This is a genomic window from Paraburkholderia terricola, from assembly GCF_900142195.1.
Classification (GTDB): domain Bacteria; phylum Pseudomonadota; class Gammaproteobacteria; order Burkholderiales; family Burkholderiaceae; genus Paraburkholderia; species Paraburkholderia terricola.
This window is the reverse complement of the sequence record NZ_FRAB01000071.1, coordinates 1-21,538: the sequence shown is the minus strand read 5'-3', so window position 1 is coordinate 21,538 and position 21,538 is coordinate 1. Positions and strand designations below refer to the sequence as shown.

The following is a 21,538-nucleotide window of genomic DNA, read 5'->3' as shown; positions in this document are numbered from 1 at the left end:
TGTCCCCGGTCTGTACACGGCCGGCAAAGAGAAGTAGGTGCCGCCCCGCACAGGGGCAACGCTAATAGACCACTAACAAATCAAGCAAAGGCCAACAAAAACAACACCAAAACCACCACCGCCGAGCAGGCCAAACCACCAAAAACCATCAAACCACAACAGCCTCCCCCCTCACCAACGACTCCCGCATAGCCACCCCAATCCGAGTAGCCTCAACCGCATCCTCCAATGTGGCGCCGCCCTGCCCCCGGCCCTTCCCCCCACCCCGCACCGCCGCGACAAACGCTCGCGCCTCATGCAAAAACGCCTCCTCGAACCGATCAAAAAAACTCGGCGTGCATTCATTGCGAACACCGGTCGCATCATAAATCTCGACACGGTTCGCACGCGGATTGCGCCCGATCGCCAGCGCACCGCCCGTGCCGATCACCTCGCTATGCGTGTCATTCCCATGCGCCTGCGTGCGCGACGCATAGAACATCGCGAGCTTCCCACCTTCGAATTCACAAATCGCCACGCCATTGTCGACATCGCCGAACTCACGCAGCCCCTCGTGCAGCGCAATCGCGCCCGCCGCGAACACCCGCTTCGCGCGCGGCTTGCCCAGCAACCAACGCGCGACGTCGATGTCGTGCACGGTGCAGTCCAGAAAAATGCCGCCGGAGGTTGCCGCAAACCGCACGAAGAAACCATCGGTATCGTTCTTGTCCGTGGTCTGCGAGCGCACGAGAAACGGCCTGCCGATCTTGCCGGCTTCGACCATGTCGAACGCGTTTCTATAGCTCGGATCGAAACGCCGCATGAAGCCGATCGTCGCCTGAAGATGCGGATAGCGCGCGGCCTCGGCCAGCACGCGCTCGCATTCGGCGAGGTCCAGCGACAACGGCTTCTCGCAGAACACATGCTTGCCGGCGTGCAACGCATCCACGATCTGCTGCGCGTGCAACGACGACGGCGTCACGAGCCACACCGCATCCACCTCGGGATCGGCGAGGAGGTCGGCGTAATCGTCATAAAGACGCGGTTCGGGCAGCGCCTCGCGCGCCCACGCCCGCTCTTCCTCCAGAGGGCTGCAAGCGGCGACGAGCACCGCGCCGGGCACGCGATACGCGAGATTCTCCGCATGACGCTTGCCCAACCGCCCAAGACCGACCATACCCAATCGAACCCGCCCCGCGGCCGCCTTCATCACGACGCCTCGCCGAGTTTCACCGCGCGGCCCTCGCGCCACGAACGCGTGGCGGCGTCGGCGAGTTCGAGCGCTTTCAAGCCATCGGCGACGGTCGTGCGCACCGGCTTGCCGTGCGTGACCGCGTCGAAGAAATGCGCGATTTCCAGCGCGTAAGCCGCGCGATAACGCTCGAGAAAAAACGCTTCCGGCACGTCGCTCGACACTTTGGTTCTCGAGTACGCGGTCACTTCCGTGGGCCGCACGTTGCCCGCCTGCAGCATGCCGGCACTGCCGAGCACTTCGAAGCGCTGGTCGTAACCGTACGCGGCGCGGCGCGCGGTATTGATCTGGCACAACCGCCCGCGCTTCGTGCGGATCGTCACCGCGGTCGAATCGATATCGCCCGCTTCCGCGATCGCCGGGTCGGACAGACAACTGCCGGTGGCGTGCAGCGTGTCCGCTTCGTCGTCGAGAATCCAGCGGAAGATGTCGAAGTCGTGAATCAGCATGTCCTTGAAGATGCCGCCGGAATGCTTGATGTACTCCACCGGCGGCGCGCCCGGATCGCGGCTCGTCACCACCAGCATTTCCGGCGTGCCGATCTCGCCGGCATCGATACGCGACTTCAGCGCGGAGAACGTCGGATCGAAGCGGCGCTGAAAGCCGATCATGCACACCACGCCCGCGCGCGCGACCGCTTCGGCGCAGGCGCGCGCACGCTCCAGCGTGAGATCGACCGGCTTCTCGCAGAACACGTGCTTGTTCTGCGCGGCCGATTGCATGATCAGGTCCGCATGCGTGTCCGTGCTCGAACAGATCACCGTCGCGCCGATCGACGCATCGCCCATCGCGCCGTCGATATCCGCGACCTGCGCGCCGTGTTCGGCCGCGAGCGCCGCGGCCGCCTCGCGATTCACGTCGACCACGTACTTGAGCCGCACGCCCGGTTGCCGCGCGAGATTGGCCGCATGAATCTTGCCGATGCGCCCCGCGCCGAATACCGCTACGTCGATCGTCCTTACCGCGTCAGTCATCGTATCCTCCCATGTCCTTGGATTCTTCCACGTTCAATTCGAGCTTGTACGCCAGCGCGATGAACAACGCCTGGCACAAGCAGATCGTGCTGGTCAGCGAGCGGAACGCGAACGCGCTGCCCTCTTTCACATACAGTTGCGTGGTGGCGTAGCGCGCGAGCGGCGACAGTTGGCTATCGGTGATGACCAGCGTCTTCGCCTGATGATGGTGCGCCACGCGCAGGCAATACTGCGTTTCCTTGCCATAGGGCGCGAAGCTGATCGCGATCACCACGTCGCCCTTCTTCACGCTGCGAATCTGTTCGCGGTACATGCCGCCGAATCCCGACACCAGATGCACGCGCTTGGGCGTGTGTTGCAACGCGTAGACGATGTAGCTCGCCACCGGAAACGAGCGCCGCACGCCGACCACGTAGATGTTGTCGGCCTGCTGCAGCATTTTCACGGCGGCGTCGAACTGCTTGTCGTCGAGTCCCGCTTCGAGTTCCTCCAGACCGCCGCGCGAAGCCGCGATGAATTCGCGCGCCACCGAACCGCCGGACAATGCGCCGGGCTTCTCGTCGATCAGCTTGCGAATCCTCTGCTGATAACTCGGCGACGACGTGCCCTGCCCCGTGTAAGCCTGACGGAACACCGCCTGCAAATCGGAGAAGCCGGAAAAGCCGAAGCGCTGCGCGAACCGCACCACGGCGGACGGATGCACGCCGCAACTCGCCGCGATGTCGCTAGTGCGATCCACCATCACGCTCGACCGATGCTGCTCGATATACGTGGCCACGTTTTTCAACTGACGCGGCAACGCTTCGTAGTTTTCCGCGATGCGCTGCATCAATTCATCGACGCTCGGCAATTCCTCGGTGCTCTCTTCCGCCATGGCTCTCTCTCGGGTGCTTTATTGCAGTGCGACAGACGCTTGCAACGCCCGCCCACACTGCCTCCTGACGCTGCCGATTATAGGCAGGGCGCCGAGCAAATGGAACGTATTTTCCATTTTTATTTATCATGAAATTTTCATTGCAACGCTTCGGAAGATGGCCTAATCTTGGTCGTGAGCAATGGTGCAAGGGCGACCCCATACCGGCCGCAAGCGGATGAAAAGCCGCCCGCCAGAGGCTCCCTTCAATAACGACAGACCGAGAAAAGGTGGAGACAATGAGACTTTGCAAGGGCAAGGCTACGCTCAGGATTCTGGTAACGGCATTGACGTTGGCGACGGGATTCGGCGCGGCTTCGGCCGCCCGCGCGGCTGACGCCCACTTCGTGCTGATCAGCCACGCGCCGGATTCGGATTCGTGGTGGAACACCATCAAGAACGCGATCAAGCAGGCCGACGAGGACTTCAACGTCGAGACCGACTATCGCAATCCGCCGAACGGCGACATCGCCGACATGGCGCGTCTGGTCGAACAGGCGGCCGCGCGCAATTACGACGGCGTGATCGTCACCATCGCCGACTACGACGTGCTGAAAAGCTCGATCAGCAAAGTGACCGCGAAGAAGATTCCGCTCGTCACGATCAACTCGGGCACCGAGGAACAAAGCGCGCAACTGGGCGCGATCATGCACGTGGGACAACCCGAATACGTCGCCGGCAAGGCGGCCGGCGAGAAAGCGAAAGCAGCCGGCGTGAAGTCGTTCCTGTGCGTCAATCACATCGCCACCAACACGGTTTCGTTCGACCGTTGCCGCGGTTTCGCCGAAGCGCTCGGCGTCGACTACAAGTCGTCCACGATCGACTCCGGCCAGGACCCGACCGAAATCCAGTCGAAGGTCAGCGCCTATCTGCGCAACCATCCGAACACCGGCGCGATCCTCACGCTCGGACCGACCCCCGCTTCGGCCACGCTGAAAGCGGTTCAGCAGATGGGCCTCGCGGGCAAGATCTATTTCGCCACGTTCGACTTCTCCGACGACATCGCCAAGGCGATCCAGGCCGGCACGATCCAGTTCGCGATCGACCAGCAGCCGTACTTGCAAGGCTATATCCCGGTGGCGGTGCTCGCGATCGTGAAGAAGGAGCACACCACCGATCCGGCGAAGATCCGCCAGATTCTCGAAGCCAATCCGAAGTTCAAGGCGCGCCTCGATACCTACGGTCTCGCGCCGTCGTATGGACCGAAGAACATCCGCTCGGGTCCGGGCTTCATCACCAGGGACAACCTCGACAAGGTCATCAAGTACGCAGGGCAGTATCGCTGATTCTTTCCTCTAGTTAGTCACGCGCGCGGCGGGCGGCCGCTTCGATACGGGCGGCACGCCCGCCTCCACCGCGCATTTCACCGGCTGCCGTTCTCACTCCGCCTTCGCGCGTGAACCGAGACACAGCCGGGCTCCAAGGAGACGTCATGGGTGTAGCCGGCAAACACTTTCCCCCGCCTGTCGAAACGAGCAACACCAATGCGGCGCCGTCGCATTCGGATTCCGATGAGCGCGTGCGCAAGGAATCATGGTTCGGTCATTTGCTGAACCGGCCGGAATTCGCCGCGATTTCCGGCGCGGTGCTGGTGTTCCTGGTTTTCGCGCTGACCGCCGGCAGTTCCGGCATGTTCAATCTCGACGGCGTGATGAACTGGTCGCAAGTGTCCGCCTATCTCGGGATACTGTCGGTCGGCGCATGTCTGTTGATGATCGCCGGCGAGTTCGATCTGTCGATCGGTTCGATGATCGGCTTCTCGGGGATGATGGTCGCGATTCCGTCCGTGTATTTTCACTGGCCGATCTCGCTCGCGATCCTGTTCGCATTCGCCGGCTCCATGCTGCTCGGCGCGCTGAACGGCTATCTGGTGATGCGCACGCGCCTGCCGTCGTTCATCGTCACGCTCGCGTTTCTGTTCATCCTGCGCGGCCTCACGCTGGCGCTATCGATCATGTTCGCGGACCGCACCATCGTTTCCGGCGTGGGCGATCTCGCGCAAAACGACTGGCTCGCCAATACGCTGTTTCATGGCGTGGCGTTCAACGGCTTCTTCACGATGCTCGCGCAACACGGCATCGGCACCATGCTCGATAACGGTCATGCGCTGGTGCCGGGCATTCCCAAAGTGATCTTGTGGTGGATCGCGCTCGCGGCTGTCTGCGCCTTCGTACTCGCCAAGACACGCGCGGGCAACTGGATTCTCGCCGTGGGCGGCGACGCGAACGCCGCGAAAAACGTCGGCGTGCCGGTGCGCCGCGTGAAAATCTCGCTGTTCGTGCTGACCGCGTTCTGCGCATGCCTGTTCGCGGTGCTGCAAGTATGCGACATCGGCTCGGCCGCAGCGGACCGCGGCTTGCAAAAGGAATTCGAGGCGATCATCGCCGCGGTGATCGGCGGCACCTTGCTGACGGGCGGTTACGGCTCGGTGGTCGGCGCCTGTTTCGGCGCGCTGATCTTCGGCGTCGTGCAAATCGGCATCACGTACACCAACGTCAGCTCCGACTGGTTCCGCGTGTTCCTCGGCGTGATGCTGCTGATCGCCGTGCTGTTCAATCACTACGTGCGCCGCCGCGTCGCGCAATCGTAACGAGGAGACGATCATGTCCGATACGACGAATACGGTAAGCACCGCAAGCGCGGCGCAGGACGACATCATTCTCGCGCTGGAGAACGTCAGCAAGTATTTCGGCAAGGTGATCGCGTTGAGCGGCGTGACCTTGCGTCTGAAACGCGGTGAAGTGCATTGCCTGCTCGGCGACAACGGCGCGGGCAAGTCGACGCTCATCAAGACGCTCGCCGGCGTGCATCAGCCCTCTTCCGGCCAGTATCTGGTGGACGGCAAGCCGGTGCTGTTCGAGTCGCCGAAAGACGCGCTCGATCTCGGCATCGCCACCGTCTACCAGGACCTGGCGCTGGTGCCGCTGCTCTCGGTCGCGCGCAACTTCTTCATGGGACGCGAGCCGCAAAAGAAACTGTTCGGCTTTCTGAGCGTGATGGACCTCGAAACCAGCGCAACCACCGCGCGCGACAAACTCGCGGAAATGGGCATCAACGTGCGCGACCCGCATCAGCCGATCGGCACCATGTCGGGCGGCGAGAAACAGTGCCTCGCGATTGCACGGGCGATTCACTTCGGCGCACGCGTGCTGATCCTCGACGAACCGACCGCCGCGCTCGGCGTGAAGCAGAGCTTCAACGTGCTGAAGCTGATTCACAAGGCGCGCGCCAAGGGCATCTCGGTGATCTTCATCACGCACAACGTGCACCACGCGTATCCGATCGGCGACTCGTTCACGCTGCTCAATCGCGGCAAATCGCTCGGCACGTTCACCAAGGACACCATCAGCAAGGACGAAGTGCTCGACATGATGGCCGGCGGCGCCGAGATGCAGAAGATGATCGGCGAACTCGAAGGCGCGGAGATCTGATTCATTCGCGCGGCGTTCCGGTGCTTGCCGCGCCGGTCGCCGCGTACAGCCACTCAGGAATATTCATGGATCATTCCAGCACATCCAGCGGCGCCGCAACCGGAGTCGGGACGGCGGCCAGCCGCTTCGCGCCGGACCGCGGCCGCGACGTCGTCTGCCTCGGCCGCCTCGCCGTCGATCTCTACGCGCAGCAAGTCGGCGCGCGGCTCGAAGACGTGTCGAGCTTCGCGAAGTACCTCGGCGGTTCGTCGGCGAATATCGCGTTCGGCTGCGCGCGCCTCGGCCTCGCCTCGGCGATGCTCGCGCGCGTCGGCAACGATCACATGGGCCGCTTTCTCACCGAAACCTTGACGAAGGAAGGCTGCGACGTCAGCCATGTGCGCGTCGATCAGGAACGCCTCACCGCGTTGGTGCTGCTCGGCCTGAAGGACCGCGACACCTTTCCGCTGATCTTCTATCGCGAGAACTGCGCGGATATGGCCGTGGATGAAGCGGATTTCGACGAAGCGTTCATTGCGTCGTCGAAAGCGCTGCTGATTACCGGCACGCACTTTTCCACCGAGCAGGTGAACCGCACGAGCCGCCGCGCACTCGATTACGCGCGACGCAACCAGGTGCGCACGGTTCTCGATATCGACTACCGTCCGGTGTTGTGGGGGCTTACCGGCAAGGCGGACGGCGAAACCCGCTTTGTCGCGAGCGAAGGCGTGACCGCGCATTTGCAGCGCATTCTGCCGCTGTTCGATCTGGTGATCGGCACGGAAGAGGAATTCCGCATCGCCGGCGGCAAAACGGACCTGGTCGACGCGCTCGCGATGGTGCGCGCCGTCACGCCCGCCACGCTGGTGTTGAAGCGCGGGCCGATGGGTTGCCAGATCATCGACGGCAAGGTGCCCGCCTCGCTCGACGACCTGCCGGTTCACGGCGGCGTGGAAGTCGAAGTATTGAATGTGCTCGGCGCGGGCGACGCGTTCGCCTCGGGCTTTCTCTCGGGATGGTTGCGCGATCAGTCGCTCGAAGCCTGCGCACGCGCCGCGAACGCGAGCGGCGCGCTGGTGGTTTCGCGCCACGGCTGCGCGCCGGCCATGCCGACGCCGGCCGAGCTCGACTACTTCCTGCGCGAAGCGAAAGCCGACCCGCAGCGCATGCGCCGCCCCGATCGCGACGCGACGCTGGCGCGCTTGCATCGCGTCTCGCCCGCGCGCAAGCAATGGAACGAAGTACTCGGCTTCGCGTTCGATCATCGCAACCAGTTCTTCGAACTCGCGCAGCAAACCGGCGCCGATGAAACGCGCATCGCGCGGTTAAAAGGGCTATTCGTCGAAGCGGTGGCGCAGACCGAAAGCGCGTTGGGTCTGCAAGGCCGCATCGCCGTATTGATCGACGACCGCTATGGTCAGGACGCGTTGAACGCCGCGACCGGCCGCGGCTGGTGGCTCGGGCGTCCGGTGGAATTGCCGGGCTCCGTGCCGCTGGTATTCGATCATGGCCGCTCGATCGGCACGACGCTCGTCGCGTGGCCGCGGGAGCATATCGCCAAGTGCCTCGTGCAGTTCCATCCCGACGAACCGATCGAACAGCGCCTCGAACAGGAAGCGCAATTGCGCGCGCTTTACGACGCGGCGCAAGCGAGCGGCCACGAACTGCTGCTCGAAGTGATTCCGCCGAAGCACGCCCATCTGCCACAAGGGCCGGACATCGTGTATCGCGCGTTGAAGCGCCTCTATAACATCGGCATCTATCCGGAATGGTGGAAGCTCGAACCGATGGACGCCGCGCAATGGCAAGCCGTCGACGCGCTGATCGCCGAGCGCGATCCGTATTGCCGGGGCGTGGTGCTGCTCGGTTTGGCGGCGGGCGTCGAACAGTTGAACGAGGGCTTTCGCGCGGCGGCGCAATCCGCGACGTGCCGCGGCTTCACCGTGGGCCGCACGATCTTTCACGAGCCGAGCCATGCGTGGCTCGCCGGCGATATCGGTGACGACGAACTGATCGCACGCGTGCGCCGCACATTCGAAACACTGATCGCATCGTGGCGCGCGGCTCGCGGCACATCAGCCGCGCAGTCCGCCACGGCGAGCCATCACCAGGAGCAGGCGGCATGAACCACCGCGTATTGCATCATGACGATGCGGCGTCCGCTCGAGGCACCGGCGAAGCAAGCTCGCGCCTCGCCGGCACCGTTCGGCTGACGACCGCCCAGGCGCTCGTGCGCTATCTCGCCGCGCAACGCGTCGCGACCGAGGACCGCAGCGGTAGCGAGCCGCTCTTCGGCGGCGTGTTCGCGATCTTCGGGCACGGCAACGTCGCGGGAATGGGCGAAGCCTTGTATCAGCACCGCGACGCATTGCCCACGCTGCGCGCGCATAACGAACAGGCGATGGCGCACAGCGCCATTGCGTATGCGAAGGCGCATTTCCGCCGCCGCATGATGGCGGTCACGACTTCCATCGGGCCGGGCGCGACCAATCTGATCACGGCGGCCGCGCTCGCGCACGTGAACCGTCTGCCGGTGCTGCTGTTGCCCGGCGACATCTTCGTCTCGCGCGCGCCCGATCCGGTCTTGCAGCAGGTCGAGGATTTCAACGATGGCGGCGTGTCCGCCAACGACGCCTTCAAACCCGTGTCGCGTTACTTCGATCGCATCGTGCATCCGGCGCAATTGCTCACCGCGCTGCCGCGCGCGCTTCGCGTGCTGACCGACGCCGCGCTGTGCGGTCCCGTCACGCTCGCGTTGCCGCAGGACGTGCAGGCGCAGGCATGGGATTTCCCCGCGGACTTTTTCGCGCCGCGTGTCGTGACTTTTCATTCGCCCGCGCCGCGCGACGACGAGATCGACGCCGCATTCGCGCATCTGCGGCGCGCCAGGCGTCCGTTGATCGTCGCGGGCGGCGGCGTGCTGTATGGGCGCGCCAGCGACGCGCTGCACCGCTTCGCCACCACGCACGGCATTCCGGTCGCGGAAACGCAGGCCGGCAAGAGTTCGCTTGCATGGAACGATCCGTTGAACGCCGGCGCATTGGGCGTGACGGGCTCGCCCGCCGCGAACGCGCTCGCGCTCGACGCCGACTGCGTGCTGGCGATCGGCTCACGCTTGCAGGATTTCACCACCGGCTCGAACACGCTGTTCACCCAGGCCGAGCTGATCGGCATCAACGCCAACGCCTTCGACGGCGTCAAGCATCGCACGTTGACGGTCGAAGCCGACGCGCGTCTCGCGCTGGAGGCGCTCGCGGAACGCTTGCAAGGCTGGCACGCGGACCGCGCGTGGACGGCACGCGCGCACAAACTCGCGGCGAGCTGGCGCGACACGGTGAGCACGCTCACGCATGCGCCGCAACGCGAGACCGTGCTGCCTTACGAGGGCGACGTGATCGGCGCGGTGCAGCGTTCGAGCGCGGCGTCGGATAAGGACGATATCGTCGTGTGCGCGGCCGGCACCTTGCCCGCCGAATTGCACAAGCTGTGGCGCGCCGGCAGGCCGGGCGCGTATCACGTCGAGTACGGCTATTCGTGCATGGGCTACGAGATTGCCGGCGGTCTCGGCGTGAAACTCGCGCGCCCCGAGCGTGAAGTGATCGTGATGGTCGGCGACGGCAGCTATCTGATGATGAACAGCGAGATCGCGACTTCGGTGATGCTCGGCGCGAAGCTGATCGTCGTGGTGCTCGACAATCGCGGCTACGGTTGCATCAATCGGTTGCAACAGGCCTGCGGCGGCGCGCCGTTCAACAACCTGCTCGACGACTGCCTGCAAGGCCCGCTCGGCGCGCCGCGAATCGACTTCGCCGCGCATGCCCGCGCGCTCGGCGCGCAGGCCGAGCACGCCGCGAATATCGCTGAACTCGAAGCCGCGCTGCAACGCGCGCGCGCCGCCGATCGCACCTACGTGATCAGCATCGACACGGACCCCGCCCGCACCACCGACGACGGCGGCTGGTGGTGGGAAGTGGCCGTGCCCGAGGTGTCGGCGCGCGATAGCGTGCGCGTGGCGCGTGCGAAATACGAAGCACAGCTCGCGGCACGCGCCGAACCGATGGCCGCCGCCGACCGCACCGACAAGGAATGAGGACGCCCGCATGACCACTTTCGACGTACGCATCGGCATCAATCCGCTCTCGTGGATGAACGACGATCTGCCTTCGCTGGGCGGCGAGACGCCGCTCGAATTGGCGTTGACGGAAGGCCGCCAGATCGGCTATCAAGGCTTCGAGCTCGGCAACAAGTTTCCGCGCGAACCGCAGGCATTGAAGACGCTGCTCGCGCAATACGACCTCGCCCTGGTATCCGGCTGGTATTCGGGCCGGCTTGCGCGGCGCAGCGTCGAGGAAGAAATCGCCTCGGTCGGCCCGCATCTCGAACTGCTCGCGCAAAACGGCGCGACCGCAATGGTGTACGGCGAAGTCGCCGATTCAATTCAGGGCGCGCCGCAGCCGCTGTATCAGCGCCCGCGTTTTTTCAGCGAAGCGCAATGGGCTGAATATGCCGCACGTGTCGATGAATTCGCGCGTTACACGCAAAGCCGCGGCGTGCGGCTGGCTTATCACCATCACATGGGCGCTTATGTCGAAACGCCCGCCGACGCCGATCAATTGATGTCGCGCACGAGCGATGCTGTCGGCCTGTTGTTCGACGCGGGGCACATCACGTTCGCCGGCGGCGATCCGCTCGCGGTGCTCGACAAACATATCGCGCGCGTATGCCACGTGCACTGCAAGGACGTGCGCCCCGCGGTGACCAGGCTCGCGCGCAATCGCAACTGGAGTTTTCTCGACGCGGTGATCAATGGCGCCTTCACGGTGCCGGGCGACGGCGCGGTGAATTTCCCGGCGATCATCGACCGGTTGAAGCGGCACGGCTATCGCGGCTGGCTCGTGGTGGAAGCGGAACAGGACCCGGTGGTGGCCCCCTCGTTCGAGTATGCGCAGAAGGGCTACAGAACATTGCGGACGTTGGTCGACGCGCCGCTCGGCGCCGCAAGCAAGACTGAGCAGGAGGCAGCATGAGTTTATTGGTGAAGGCGCAGCGCGAAGGCCAGACGATCGCGCGAGTGACGCCGGAATCGGCGTGCTGGCGGTATGTGGGATTCGCCGCCTACCGGATGGGCACGAGCGAGGTGGTGCATCTGTTCGAGCCGTCGCGTGAGATGTGCATTGTCGTGCTCACGGGTTCGGTGGATATCGAAACCGCGGAGCGCACGTGGAGCTCGCTGGGTTCGCGCGATAGCGTGTTCGAGGATGCCGCGCCATATGCGGTGTATTTGCCGCCCGGCGTGCGCGCGACGGTGCGTGCGCGTCGGGATGCGGAGATTGGCGTGGCTAGCGCGCCGGCGAAGGGCGAGTATGTCGCGAGGTTGATCGAACCTTCCTCGATGAAGCGCTCCACGCGGGGCAAGGGTCTGAATACGCGATACGTATGCGATATTCTTCCGCAGACGGAGCCTGCCGAGTCCTTGCTTGTCGTCGAGGTCAGGACGCCTGGCGGGCACGCGTCGAGCTATCCGCCGCATAAGCATGATACGGATAATGTGCCGCATGAGAGTTCGCTCGAGGAGACTTACTATCATCGGCTCGATCCGCCGCAGGGGTTCGCTTTTCAGCGCGTGTATACGGACATGCGGGATATCGATGAGTCGATGGCCGTTGAGAATCATGACGTGGTGATGGTTCCGCGTGGGTATCATCCGGTCGTTGTGCCTTATGGGTATGACTCTTATTACCTGAATGTCATGGCCGGGGCGCGGAGGGTTTGGCATTTTCGGAATGATCCGGCGCATGAGTGGATTGTTGGGAAGGAAGGTTGATGTTTTTGCCTGCTCGGCGGGTTGTTGTCTACGTGCCTGCGGTGTTGGCCTTTGCTTGATTTGTTAGTGGTCTATTAGCGTTGCCCCTGTGCGGGGCGGCACCTACTTTTCTTTGCCGGCCGCAAAGAAAAGTAGGCAAAAGAAAGCGGCTCACACCGCTAATTCTTAAGTGGGTCCCCTGGCTCGGAGGGGGTAGTGGTGCATCTGGAATCCGTGTTCTCGCACATTCCGCATTAGTGACAAAGCCGTCATTAGCTCCCACTCCGCACTGCGTGCGTCGCGGATGGGGCTGCCAGGGAAACCAACGGGGCGGGGCGTTTGTGCGCCTTGGGGGCCATCGGCTTCGCCTCGGCGATGCTCCGTCGTGAATCGATTGATTGGCGACGTGCCGCGACGGTGCGCGCCGCGTTTCCGCGTGTACGCGTCTGCACACACTGCGACGCTTTATCGCTTCAATATGCGGTCGTCGCATGTTATTTCCAACCTCATGGCTAACATCGAGACGCCTGCTTCGGCCAAAAACATTGGCAAAAACAGGACGCGTCCAATTGAGTCACGCCATGCTTATGGAATACCTTAGCAGGCTATCGAGTCATGCACCCGGTCTTCCAATGACCGATCGTGCTATGCGCCCTCGTCATCCCGTGTTAACTGAACCAGCTTTGGAGCACGACCCATGGCAATAAAAGTCATCGCTGCGGATAGCCATCCGCTCTTTACGCTGGGAATCGAGTCCGCGCTCAGCAAATGCGACGACGTCGACCTGGTCGGAATCGCACACAGTAGTAGCGAACTCTTCACTTTGGCCGCTGACACTCCCTGCGACGTGCTCGTTATCGATCACTGCTCGTGCAGGTGGGAAGGCTTCGGCTCATTGATGTCCGCGCTTCGTGCCGCTCACCCTCATTTGAAAATGGTCGTGCAGGTCTGCATGCACAATGCCGCGCTGCTGGCAACGATGTCGCGCTTAGGCATCGGCGCAGTGTTGCACAAATGCGATGCCGTCAACCACCTGGCGCACGCAATCCAGGCGGCACACGCCGGCGCCATCTACGTATCTCCCGCTCTTCAGTGTCTAAAGCCAATGGCGGGCAATCTCGACGTATCTTGCGTACTGACCGCACGGGAAACGGAAATTCTGCGGCTGTTCCTATCCGGCCTTTCGGTATGCGAGATCGCCCGTAAGCTGCACCGCGCCAAGCAGACAGTCAGTGCCCACAAATCGAAGGCGATGAGAAAGCTGGGCGTGGAGTCAGACGCAGAACTCTTTGGTCTCAGGTATCTGGATGCCCTGTTCGCGATTAATGGTTTCCAGGAAGCTACGCAGACGTGATTGATCTCGCGGCCATTCTTCCACGATTAAGCGACTATCAAAGGCCATGCGTATGAATGCGCAATTCACGGCGCGGCAGTCGATCCATGCGGTAATTGCCCCCTTGCTTGTTTCGGCGCTTAGCGGATGCTCCAACCCATTTGCGGATCACTACCGGCAGTTCGCCAATCACGGTACGTATCTGCCGGACTTCGAAAAGTCGCCGGACCTTGTCGCAACCGAAGCGTTAGAGAGCCGCCGTAATGAACTGAAAGCCCGCAACATGGTTCAGATCGGCCAATCTGTTTTCAGGGAATCGAAGTACGGATGGGCCCTCGAAGACGCGTTGGCACAGGGCCGCGTCACTGGCGCAAGGGTCGTGCTGTTCTCCGAGAGATCGGCTGGCGTACAGTCGAGCACGTTAGCCGTTAACGTCCCGCAAACAAGGCAAGAATACGAGCGCTGGTTGACACGCGGCCACCGCTCCGCGGCATACAACGGCCACGATTCGGGCGACGAGGCTTTCTGCAAACCGGGACAAGCACTGGAAGGCAGGTCACCGTTGGGGTATCCCATGAAGCAGCGCCCAGATGCGACGACATCCTGCATCGTGTCCACGGTCGATGTCGTGGATTATCTCGCTGAGTACTGGGGCGAGAAGCGAGCAGTTGATGCTCCTGCATCGAGCAACGCCGTAGAAAACTGACTCCTATTTTTAATTCCGCAGTACCCCCGCTGCTACGAGGCAGACCAGACTAAAGGGCGTTACGCATGCAACTAACTCGGCGAAGATTGGAAGTGCCCACCGGTACATCGAAGGCGGATACTTTTCAGTTTTCATCCCAACGTATTTCCGTCAATCCTCTGACACTGCTGCGCTCAATTTCGCTCATAACCGCGAGTGCGCAGCAGGCCTATCCCGGCTCATCGTCATTTGAACGCTTGAGGCGTCTACGGTTCTTTTGCAGATCACTGCTGTGGTGGCGGCCTACTGTCAGTTGGCTTGGCTTATGCACCCAACCTCCTCTGGCACACCTGGCGCGACACTGTCCGACCATGCTCGAACGAATGCACCGTCCTTTTCTGCATGGCAGTTTTACCGCGGAGCAGGCTTTTATCGTAAGCGCGCAACACCAGGCATTTACGCAGGCTTCGATTCCGGCGATCGTGAACAGTCTCGCTGCCGGCCATGGGCACAGGGTGGCCAAGTTCGAAGTCGAGTCCGAGAACTGGCATGTGCTCATTGAATCGCTTGACCGATTCCAGAAGGAGGGCGACTGGACGCTCAGCGTCCGTGATATTGGAGGATGGCGCCTGGTTTCATGCACATTCTCGCTCGCGCACATAGGTGGACGGATTTGTCGACCCCGGCTCTTGATCGGATGTGTGCAAGGCCCGGATCGCTCTGCCGGAGGGCAAGACCTTTTTCGTTCGCTGACGCGGAAATGGCACGGTTTACGGCCCAAGGACCTTATTGTTTATTTAGCTCAATCCCTGGCATTCGCGCTCGAAATCCGCAACGTCATGATCGTATGTCACGAGGCGCACATCTATTCGAGCTGGCGCTATCGATTCGGAAGAAACCGGATCGCCGCCGACTACGGGGCGCTCTCGAATCAGAGAGACAAGCGCAAAGTCTGGAAGGGTTGGTTCGTTCTCGGCAAGCCTCGATGCCCACATGAGGCGACGTTCAGGCAAACGACCAGTGCGCCGACTCGTCGGCAACGTCGAGAATCTCTGAAGGCGTCGCTGCATGTTCAGATCGGATCCGCCGTGGCAAGAGCCAGAGAAGCGAATTGCGCTCAAGTGAAAGGCCAGCCATGCAGGCACAGACGTTATCGGCGCCATTGATTACCTCCGCCATTGCCTATGACGTCGTCCGACATTGTCGGTTCGCAATGCGCCAATAGCGCGCTTAACCCTAAAGCTATGACCTACGCCATTCTAAGCACGCCCGATATAGCGGATTTAGTGACCGAAGTGGATTGCGACGCATCGAAATGGATCGAATACACGGACGGCGATTCGGTGTGTATAGCGAGGTTCCCCTCGCCAGTCAGCGAGACAATGCGCCAAGGGCTGCACGAGTATGCTCGCTGGAGTCTATGGGGAAACTTGTTCAGTTCCGGCGAGCAGCCGGTCACCGACGCTGACGTCGTCGACACAACATTGAATTGCCAGGCTGCGCCCACTGCGATCAGTTGGGGAGGATTTCTGGTGACCGCATACGACCAGCGCTCGCAGCATTTTCTGGTGTTCGCGGACCCGACCGGCAAGTTGCAGGCACAGTATCGCCAGGACGAACACGGGCATTTGCACGTAGGCCAAGTGCCAAGGCCATGCAGACGAAGGGAGCCCGTGCAAAAGGCTGGACGGGATCGATTTCCTGCTCGCAACACGTTTCGTGCACACGAACGCCACAGCAACCGTGCGCGCCGGGAGTTCACTGTTTTGCCACAGGGGGCTGTCCTCTTATTCCGAAGCGGAGAGCTAAGCCTGCTGAGTCACATCTACCCGCGGAGCCCGGCGAAGGTGTTAAGCATTATCCAGAGGGCGAAGCTTCGCGTCGGCAATGCCTCTTGATGGAGTACTAGCGCTCCCCTCGAGCCAGCACCGAAGATCGCCAAAAGTACCGCGACGGCGCGCGCAGCGCCGCCGGAAGAATGACTGCTGTGTCACGAACGCCGGAGTGCGCGAGAACACGGATTCCAGATGCACCACTACCGTTACTGCGCGAGGGCTCCACTTAAGAATTAGCGGTGTGAGCCGCTTTCTTTTGCCTACTTTTCTTTGCGGCCGGCAAAGAAAAGTAGGTGCCGCCCCGCACAGGGGCAACGCTAATAGACCACTAACAAATCAAGGAAAGGCCAACGCCAACGCCATGTAGTGACAACAAACCCCAAACACCACACCGCAATAAACCAGCCAGGCACCACCCCACCCTCACCCCACGCCAAGCCATTCCCTCGCCACATCGGTCCGCCGCAAAAATACCGCGAGCTCGCCGTCGAACACGATCTCGCCGTGCCCCATCACCGCGACCCGGCTGGCGATGTCCTGTGCGATCACGAGCCGCTGTTCGATCAGCAGCATCGCGACACCGCGATCCCGCAGCATGCGCAGACACTGCGCGACCTGCGCGATCACCTGGCTTGCGAGACCCTCGCCAGGCTCGTCGATCACCAGCAAATCGGGGTCGCCGAGCAGCGCGCGGGCAAGCGTCAGCATTTGCTGCTCGCCGCCCGACAGCGCGCCGGCACGCGTGCGCTTCCGCTCGCGCAAGACGGGAAACAGCGCGTAAGCATCGTCGAAGCTAAAGCGCGGCATGCGGGCGCGCGCATGCGGCACGACACCGAGTTGCAGATTTTCGTGGACGCTCAGCGTCGGGAAAACGTCGCGCTGTTCGGGCACGTAGCCAAGCCCGAGACGCGCGATCTCGAAGGTGCGCAGCCCGCCGAGCGCGTGACCGGCGAAATGCAAGCCGCCCTCGCTGCGCACGAGGCCCATGATCGCGCGGGCGAGCGTCGAGCGGCCCGAGCCGTTGCGCCCGACGAGCGCCAGCACCTCGCCCGCCTCGATCCGCAACGTGACGCCGTGCAGCGCCTGGCTCGCGCCGTACCAGGCGTTGAGTCGACGAATGTCGAGCAAGGCCGTCATGCGCGGAATCCGTCGCCGAGATAGGCGGCGCGCACCGCCGCATCCGCGCGAATCGCCGCCGGTGTGCCGGTCGCGATGATGCGCCCTTGTACCAGCACCGAAATGCGATCGGCGAGTGCGAACACCGCGTCCATGTCGTGCTCGACCATCAGCAGCGTGCGGCCCGCCGTGGTCGCGCGAATCAGCTCGATCGCGCGCGCCGCTTCGGCGCGATTCATGCCGGCCGTCGGCTCATCGAGCAGCAACGTGTGCGCGCCGCCCGCGAGCGCGAGACCGAGGTCGAGCGCGCGCTGCTCGGCATAGCTGAGCGTGCCGGCCTGAAGGTGGCGGCGCGCGCTCAAGCCCACTGCGTCGAGTACCTGGTCGGCGCGCGCGTTCACCGTGGCCGAGCCGGTGAAACGCTGCCACCAGCGCGTGCGGTCGCGCTCGGCGAGCATCGCCGCGCAGCGCAGGTTGTCGAACACCGTCAGCCGGGCAAACACGCTGGTGGTCTGGAAGCTGCGCGCGAGGCCGCGGCGCGTGATCGCGGCCGGTGCGAGTCGCGTGATCTCCGCGCCGAACAGGTCGATGCGCCCCGCGTTCGGCCGCGCGCCGCCGGCGATCAGATTGAAGAGCGTCGACTTGCCCGCGCCGTTCGGGCCGATCAACGCATGGCGCTCGCCCGGCTCGATCGCGAGATCGACGCCGCGCAGAATCCGCGTGGAGCCGAAGCGTTTTTCGATGCCGTACAGCGCGAGCGCCGGGATCATTGCGTGTCTCCGGCGATTCGCGTGGAGCGCGAGTTCATCGCAAGGCGCGCTTGCGCGCGAACGGCGCGCCGCGCCGACAGTGCGCCCAACGCGGCCAGCATGAATACGACGCCGCTGAACCATAGCGCCGACGACGCCATCCACAGCGGCAGGCCGTCGACGCCGAAAGACGCGCTGTCATCGATGCCGAATTGCACCGCGTATGCCCATTGCACCGCGAGCACGACAGCCAGCGTCCACAGCAACGCGGCAGCCGCGCCCCATAGATACATGGCGCGGCACATTCGCCAACCGCATGCCGCGACGCGTGCGATATGCCGTTGCATGAAGCCCGCGATGCCATCGGGTGATATCACCACGACCACGACAAAGAACAGCCCGAGATAGAACAGCCACGCCCGCGTGACGCTCGCCACCGCGACGCTGAAAAACGTCAGCACGACCGCGCCCGCGACCGGTCCGAAGAACGCCGCCGTGCCGCCGATCACCGTCGCGATCAGCACCGCGCCCGAACGCATCATGCCGACGCTTTCGCTCGACACCAGTTCGACGTTGATCAGCCCCAGGGTGCCCGCGACGCCCGCAAAAAACGCCGACAACACCACGACGCCATGGCGAACGCGACGCGGATAGCAGCCGATCGCCGCGGCGCGCGCCGGGTTGTCGCGCACGGCGTTGGCAAGGCGCAGGAACGGCGTGCGCGACAGCGCGAACAGCGCCGCGCTCGCCAGCAGGCACCACAGCGCGATCAGCGCATACGCCTCGCGGGCCGGCCCGAAGCTCCAGCTTCCGAGCGCGTGGCCGCTCGCGCGATCGATCGCCACGCCCGCCTCGCCGCCGAACCAGTCGGGCAGCGTCCATGCGGCCGCCGACACGAGTTCGCCGATGCCGAGCGTGATCATCGCGAAGGCCGTCCCGGCACGCCGCGTCGAGATGAAGCCGAACACGATGCCGCACAGCGCGCCGCCGAGTCCGCCGATCAACGGCAGCAGGACGAGCGGCACGCCGACGCGATTGAACACGTGCGCGGCGACGAGCGCGCCGAGTCCCGAGTAGGCGGCATGGCCGAAGGACAACAAGCCCGTTTCGCCGAGCAGCAGGTTGTACGAGAGCGCGAACACGATCATCGTCGCGGTCTGCGCGAGATAGGCGAGCAGCCAGCTTTGCGGCCAGATGAACGGCGGCACGGCGAGGAACAGCACGAGCGCGAGCCACGGCGCGATCAGCCGCCACATGCGGCGCGACGCCGAGGCGGAGGTGGCGGTCAACGCGGACGGTCCGAAGGGCTCACGCATGCTCGTCGCGCCGCCCGAAGAGTCCGCGCGGACGCAGCGCCAGCATCGCGACGAGCAGCAGATAGGGAATCAGCGGCGCGAGTTGCGCGAGCGTCAAGGCGTCCCATTCGGCGGGCAGCGAGGCGCCGAACGCCGCCAGCACGCCGCCCAGCGACACGTCGCTCGCCACCGCGAAGGTCTGCACGCAGCCGACCAGCAGCGACGCCGCCAGCGCGCCGCTCAACGAGCCCAGGCCGCCGATCACGACCACCACGAACACGATGGAGCCGAGCGATTCCGCCATCGCCGGTTCGATCACGAAGAGCGGCGCGCCGATCACGCCGGCCAACGCCGCGAGCGCCGTGCCGGCCGCGAACACGCCGGTGAATACGCGCGGCACGTCGTGGCCGAGCGCTTCGACGGCGCTCGCGTGCGTGAGCGCGGCGCGCACGATGAGGCCCGTCTTCGAGACGCGCAGCACCGCGTACAGCAGCGCGAGCATCACCAGCGACACCGCCATCATGAACGCCCGATAGCGCGCGAACGCCGCGCCGTAGAGCGTGAACAAAGGGCCGTCGAGCGCGGGCGGCACCGTCGCGCTCAATGGACTCACGCCCCAGCCGAGCTTGACCAGTTCGCCCAACAGATACGCCGCGCCGAACGTCAGCAGCAACTCGGGGAGGTGGCCGTGCACGCGCACGCGACGCAACAGCCAACGCTCGAGCGCCGCGCCGATGGCGCCGACGATCAGCGGCGCGATCACGAGCGCGCTCCAGAAACCCGCATGCGCCGCCACCGAGAAACCGACGTAAGCGCCGAGCATGTAGAAGCTCGCATGCGCGAAATTCAGCACGCCGAGCATGCTGAAAATCAGCGTCAAGCCGGCCGACAGCATGAACAGCAGCAAGCCGTAGCTGACACCGTTGAGCAGATTGATGACGAACGACTGCACGCGCCTAGCCCGCCTGCCCGGCTACGTTTAGCGGTTCGAGCGCCGCGCGCAGATCGGCGGGCAAGCTCACGGGACGACGCGTGACGCGATCGACATACACGTGCACGAAGTGACCCTGCGCGGCGGGCTCGTCGTCGCCTTCCTTGAAGAGCCCCACTTCATAGCGCACGCTCGACGTGCCGAGCCGCGCGACCCGCAAGCCGGCCTCGACGCGATCCGGAAACACCAGCGGCGCGAAGTAATTGCAGTGCGTCTCGACCACCAGACCGATCGTCGCGCCATGCTCGAAGTCGAGCACGCCGGTGCGGATCAGATAGTCGTTCACCACCGTGTCGAAGTAGCTGTAATAGACGACGTTGTTGACGTGCCCGTAGACGTCGTTGTCCATTCAGCGCGTGGTGATCGGCAGGAAATGCGGGTACGCGGCGCGCGCGGCGGGGGCGGGTTTGTTCATGGTGGCGTGGCGTCGGGGGTGGGGTTGCGTTTTGGCTGCGTTTTGGCTGCGTTTGGGTTGCGTTGCGGCCGCGTTTGGGCTGCGTGTGCGTGCGCCGGGCGGGGGCGTTATTGCCCCGGCTTCTCGACGAACTCGAAGGGCAAGCCGCGCCGCCGCATCCATTCGCCGAGCGCCTGGCCGGTGCCCGCTCGCCACGGCCGCAACTTCGCCGGCTCCACCAGCCGGTATTCGAGCAATTCCGGCGACAGCGCGATCGTTCCATACGCCTTCACGTGATACGCGATGATCAGTTCGTTCTTGCGGATGAATTCATACACGCCGATCAGTTCGACGGTCTCCGTGTGCAGCGAGGTTTCCTCGAGCACTTCGCGCGCAATGCCTTGTTCCGGCGTCTCGCCGTTCTCCAGAAAGCCGGTGATCAGCGCGAACATGCCCTCCGGCCACGCCGCGTTGCGCGCCAGCAGAATCTTGCCCTCGTACTCGACGATCGCCGCGACCACCGGCAGCGGGTTATTCCAGTGGACGTAGCCGCATGCCGTATCGGGACAGGTTTGACGGATGCGACCGCCTTCATGCTCGGCATCGGCGCGTTCGATCAACGGCGTGGAACAGCGCGGACAAAATCGGTATTCGGTCATGGCGAGTGGGCGGGTTTCGTGGCGTAGTTCGTGGTGTTGGGCCGGCTAGGTTTTGCGTGTCGTGTCGTGTCGTGTCGTGTCGTGTCGTGTCGTGCGTGTCGTGCGTGTCGTGCGTGTCGTGCGTGTCGTGCGTGTCGTGCGTGTCGTGCG

The 21,538-nt window shown here is 63.7% G+C and carries 19 protein-coding genes and 1 pseudogene; 11 read left to right on the top strand and 9 right to left on the bottom strand.

Features of this window, described 5'->3' with window-relative positions; genetic code table 11:
• Window positions 1-148: 148 nt before the first annotated feature.
• From BUE39_RS32165 to BUE39_RS32155, 3 genes are read right to left on the bottom strand one after another with little or no spacing between them, the layout of a single operon-like run.
• Window positions 149-1,189, bottom strand: a complete 1,041-nt coding sequence (locus BUE39_RS32165; RefSeq protein WP_073432691.1) for a Gfo/Idh/MocA family oxidoreductase — start codon at window positions 1,187-1,189, stop codon at window positions 149-151.
• Entirely contained in the window at window positions 1,189-2,205 is a 1,017-nt protein-coding gene (gene iolG, locus BUE39_RS32160) for an inositol 2-dehydrogenase (RefSeq protein ID WP_073432689.1), read from the bottom strand. The genes BUE39_RS32165 and iolG overlap by 1 nt, the downstream gene beginning before the upstream one ends.
• Window positions 2,198-3,079 (bottom strand): MurR/RpiR family transcriptional regulator, encoded by an 882-nt coding sequence (locus BUE39_RS32155; RefSeq protein ID WP_073432687.1) that lies wholly within the window; start codon window positions 3,077-3,079, stop codon window positions 2,198-2,200. Before BUE39_RS32155 ends, iolG begins: the two co-directional genes overlap by 8 nt.
• Window positions 3,080-3,357: 278 nt before the next feature.
• On the opposite strand from BUE39_RS32155, the gene BUE39_RS32150 reads away from it, so the two are divergent.
• The 11 genes from BUE39_RS32150 (at window position 3,358) to BUE39_RS32100 (ending at window position 16,247) form a co-directional block, all read left to right on the top strand.
• The gene (locus BUE39_RS32150; RefSeq protein ID WP_073432685.1) at window positions 3,358-4,404 is read left to right on the top strand and encodes a sugar ABC transporter substrate-binding protein; all 1,047 of its coding nucleotides are present in this window, start codon (window positions 3,358-3,360) and stop codon (window positions 4,402-4,404) included.
• A gap of 146 nt (window positions 4,405-4,550) precedes the next feature.
• The gene (locus BUE39_RS32145) at window positions 4,551-5,708 is read left to right on the top strand and encodes an ABC transporter permease (RefSeq protein ID WP_073432683.1); all 1,158 of its coding nucleotides are present in this window, start codon (window positions 4,551-4,553) and stop codon (window positions 5,706-5,708) included.
• A 13-nt stretch (window positions 5,709-5,721) separates the two neighbouring features.
• Window positions 5,722-6,549, top strand: coding sequence for an ATP-binding cassette domain-containing protein (locus BUE39_RS32140; protein WP_073432681.1), 828 nt, complete (start codon window positions 5,722-5,724; stop codon window positions 6,547-6,549).
• 65 nt (window positions 6,550-6,614) lie between these two features.
• Window positions 6,615-8,654 carry a bifunctional 5-dehydro-2-deoxygluconokinase/5-dehydro-2-deoxyphosphogluconate aldolase gene (locus BUE39_RS32135; RefSeq protein WP_073432679.1) on the top strand — a complete coding sequence of 680 codons (2,040 nt, stop codon included), beginning with the start codon at window positions 6,615-6,617 and terminating at the stop codon, window positions 8,652-8,654.
• The gene (gene iolD, locus BUE39_RS32130) at window positions 8,651-10,618 is read left to right on the top strand and encodes a 3D-(3,5/4)-trihydroxycyclohexane-1,2-dione acylhydrolase (decyclizing) (RefSeq protein ID WP_073432677.1); all 1,968 of its coding nucleotides are present in this window, start codon (window positions 8,651-8,653) and stop codon (window positions 10,616-10,618) included. Before BUE39_RS32135 ends, iolD begins: the two co-directional genes overlap by 4 nt.
• Window positions 10,619-10,628: 10 nt before the next feature.
• The gene (gene iolE, locus BUE39_RS32125) at window positions 10,629-11,555 is read left to right on the top strand and encodes a myo-inosose-2 dehydratase (RefSeq protein ID WP_073432675.1); all 927 of its coding nucleotides are present in this window, start codon (window positions 10,629-10,631) and stop codon (window positions 11,553-11,555) included.
• Window positions 11,552-12,352 carry a 5-deoxy-glucuronate isomerase gene (gene iolB, locus BUE39_RS32120; protein WP_073432666.1) on the top strand — a complete coding sequence of 267 codons (801 nt, stop codon included), beginning with the start codon at window positions 11,552-11,554 and terminating at the stop codon, window positions 12,350-12,352. The genes iolE and iolB overlap by 4 nt, the downstream gene beginning before the upstream one ends.
• A 676-nt stretch (window positions 12,353-13,028) precedes the next feature.
• The gene (locus BUE39_RS32115) at window positions 13,029-13,685 is read left to right on the top strand and encodes a LuxR C-terminal-related transcriptional regulator (protein ID WP_073432665.1); all 657 of its coding nucleotides are present in this window, start codon (window positions 13,029-13,031) and stop codon (window positions 13,683-13,685) included.
• A gap of 52 nt (window positions 13,686-13,737) precedes the next feature.
• On the top strand, window positions 13,738-14,370 hold the full coding sequence (locus BUE39_RS32110) for a hypothetical protein (protein ID WP_073432663.1): 633 nt from the start codon (window positions 13,738-13,740) through the stop codon (window positions 14,368-14,370).
• A 65-nt stretch (window positions 14,371-14,435) separates the two neighbouring features.
• Window positions 14,436-15,515 (top strand): DUF535 family protein, encoded by a 1,080-nt coding sequence (locus BUE39_RS32105; RefSeq protein WP_083086638.1) that lies wholly within the window; start codon window positions 14,436-14,438, stop codon window positions 15,513-15,515.
• A 78-nt stretch (window positions 15,516-15,593) separates the two neighbouring features.
• Window positions 15,594-16,247 carry a hypothetical protein gene (locus tag BUE39_RS32100; protein WP_073432659.1) on the top strand — a complete coding sequence of 218 codons (654 nt, stop codon included), beginning with the start codon at window positions 15,594-15,596 and terminating at the stop codon, window positions 16,245-16,247.
• A gap of 360 nt (window positions 16,248-16,607) precedes the next feature.
• Here the strand turns inward: BUE39_RS32100 and BUE39_RS32095 are convergent, their stop codons facing one another.
• From BUE39_RS32095 to BUE39_RS32070, 6 genes and pseudogenes are all read right to left on the bottom strand, one after another.
• Window positions 16,608-17,321, bottom strand: coding sequence for an ABC transporter ATP-binding protein (locus BUE39_RS32095; RefSeq protein WP_073432657.1), 714 nt, complete (start codon window positions 17,319-17,321; stop codon window positions 16,608-16,610).
• The gene (locus BUE39_RS32090) at window positions 17,318-18,070 is read right to left on the bottom strand and encodes an ABC transporter ATP-binding protein (protein WP_073432655.1); all 753 of its coding nucleotides are present in this window, start codon (window positions 18,068-18,070) and stop codon (window positions 17,318-17,320) included. The genes BUE39_RS32095 and BUE39_RS32090 overlap by 4 nt, the downstream gene beginning before the upstream one ends.
• Complete coding sequence (locus BUE39_RS32085) at window positions 18,067-19,365, bottom strand: branched-chain amino acid ABC transporter permease (protein ID WP_073432653.1); 1,299 nt, start codon at window positions 19,363-19,365, stop codon at window positions 18,067-18,069. Before BUE39_RS32085 ends, BUE39_RS32090 begins: the two co-directional genes overlap by 4 nt.
• On the bottom strand, window positions 19,358-20,296 hold the full coding sequence (locus BUE39_RS32080; protein WP_073432651.1) for a branched-chain amino acid ABC transporter permease: 939 nt from the start codon (window positions 20,294-20,296) through the stop codon (window positions 19,358-19,360). The genes BUE39_RS32085 and BUE39_RS32080 overlap by 8 nt, the downstream gene beginning before the upstream one ends.
• A gap of 4 nt (window positions 20,297-20,300) precedes the next feature.
• A pseudogene (locus BUE39_RS32075) lies at window positions 20,301-20,750 on the bottom strand (acyl-CoA thioesterase).
• 107 nt (window positions 20,751-20,857) lie between these two features.
• A complete protein-coding gene (locus BUE39_RS32070) occupies window positions 20,858-21,388 on the bottom strand; it encodes an NUDIX hydrolase (protein ID WP_073432649.1) in 531 nt (176 codons plus the stop codon).
• Between the last annotated feature and the right edge of the window lie 150 nt (window positions 21,389-21,538).

Coding starts and splice junctions, on each gene's coding strand:
- BUE39_RS32165 (WP_073432691.1), bottom strand. CDS start 1,189: ATGAAGGCGGCCGCGGGGCGGGTTCGATTGGGTATGGTCGGTCTTGGG.
- iolG (WP_073432689.1), bottom strand. CDS start 2,205: ATGACTGACGCGGTAAGGACGATCGACGTAGCGGTATTCGGCGCGGGG.
- BUE39_RS32155 (WP_073432687.1), bottom strand. CDS start 3,079: ATGGCGGAAGAGAGCACCGAGGAATTGCCGAGCGTCGATGAATTGATG.
- BUE39_RS32150 (WP_073432685.1), top strand. CDS start 3,358: ATGAGACTTTGCAAGGGCAAGGCTACGCTCAGGATTCTGGTAACGGCA.
- BUE39_RS32145 (WP_073432683.1), top strand. CDS start 4,551: ATGGGTGTAGCCGGCAAACACTTTCCCCCGCCTGTCGAAACGAGCAAC.
- BUE39_RS32140 (WP_073432681.1), top strand. CDS start 5,722: ATGTCCGATACGACGAATACGGTAAGCACCGCAAGCGCGGCGCAGGAC.
- BUE39_RS32135 (WP_073432679.1), top strand. CDS start 6,615: ATGGATCATTCCAGCACATCCAGCGGCGCCGCAACCGGAGTCGGGACG.
- iolD (WP_073432677.1), top strand. CDS start 8,651: ATGAACCACCGCGTATTGCATCATGACGATGCGGCGTCCGCTCGAGGC.
- iolE (WP_073432675.1), top strand. CDS start 10,629: ATGACCACTTTCGACGTACGCATCGGCATCAATCCGCTCTCGTGGATG.
- iolB (WP_073432666.1), top strand. CDS start 11,552: ATGAGTTTATTGGTGAAGGCGCAGCGCGAAGGCCAGACGATCGCGCGA.
- BUE39_RS32115 (WP_073432665.1), top strand. CDS start 13,029: ATGGCAATAAAAGTCATCGCTGCGGATAGCCATCCGCTCTTTACGCTG.
- BUE39_RS32110 (WP_073432663.1), top strand. CDS start 13,738: ATGAATGCGCAATTCACGGCGCGGCAGTCGATCCATGCGGTAATTGCC.
- BUE39_RS32105 (WP_083086638.1), top strand. CDS start 14,436: ATGCAACTAACTCGGCGAAGATTGGAAGTGCCCACCGGTACATCGAAG.
- BUE39_RS32100 (WP_073432659.1), top strand. CDS start 15,594: ATGACCTACGCCATTCTAAGCACGCCCGATATAGCGGATTTAGTGACC.
- BUE39_RS32095 (WP_073432657.1), bottom strand. CDS start 17,321: ATGACGGCCTTGCTCGACATTCGTCGACTCAACGCCTGGTACGGCGCG.
- BUE39_RS32090 (WP_073432655.1), bottom strand. CDS start 18,070: ATGATCCCGGCGCTCGCGCTGTACGGCATCGAAAAACGCTTCGGCTCC.
- BUE39_RS32085 (WP_073432653.1), bottom strand. CDS start 19,365: ATGCGTGAGCCCTTCGGACCGTCCGCGTTGACCGCCACCTCCGCCTCG.
- BUE39_RS32070 (WP_073432649.1), bottom strand. CDS start 21,388: ATGACCGAATACCGATTTTGTCCGCGCTGTTCCACGCCGTTGATCGAA.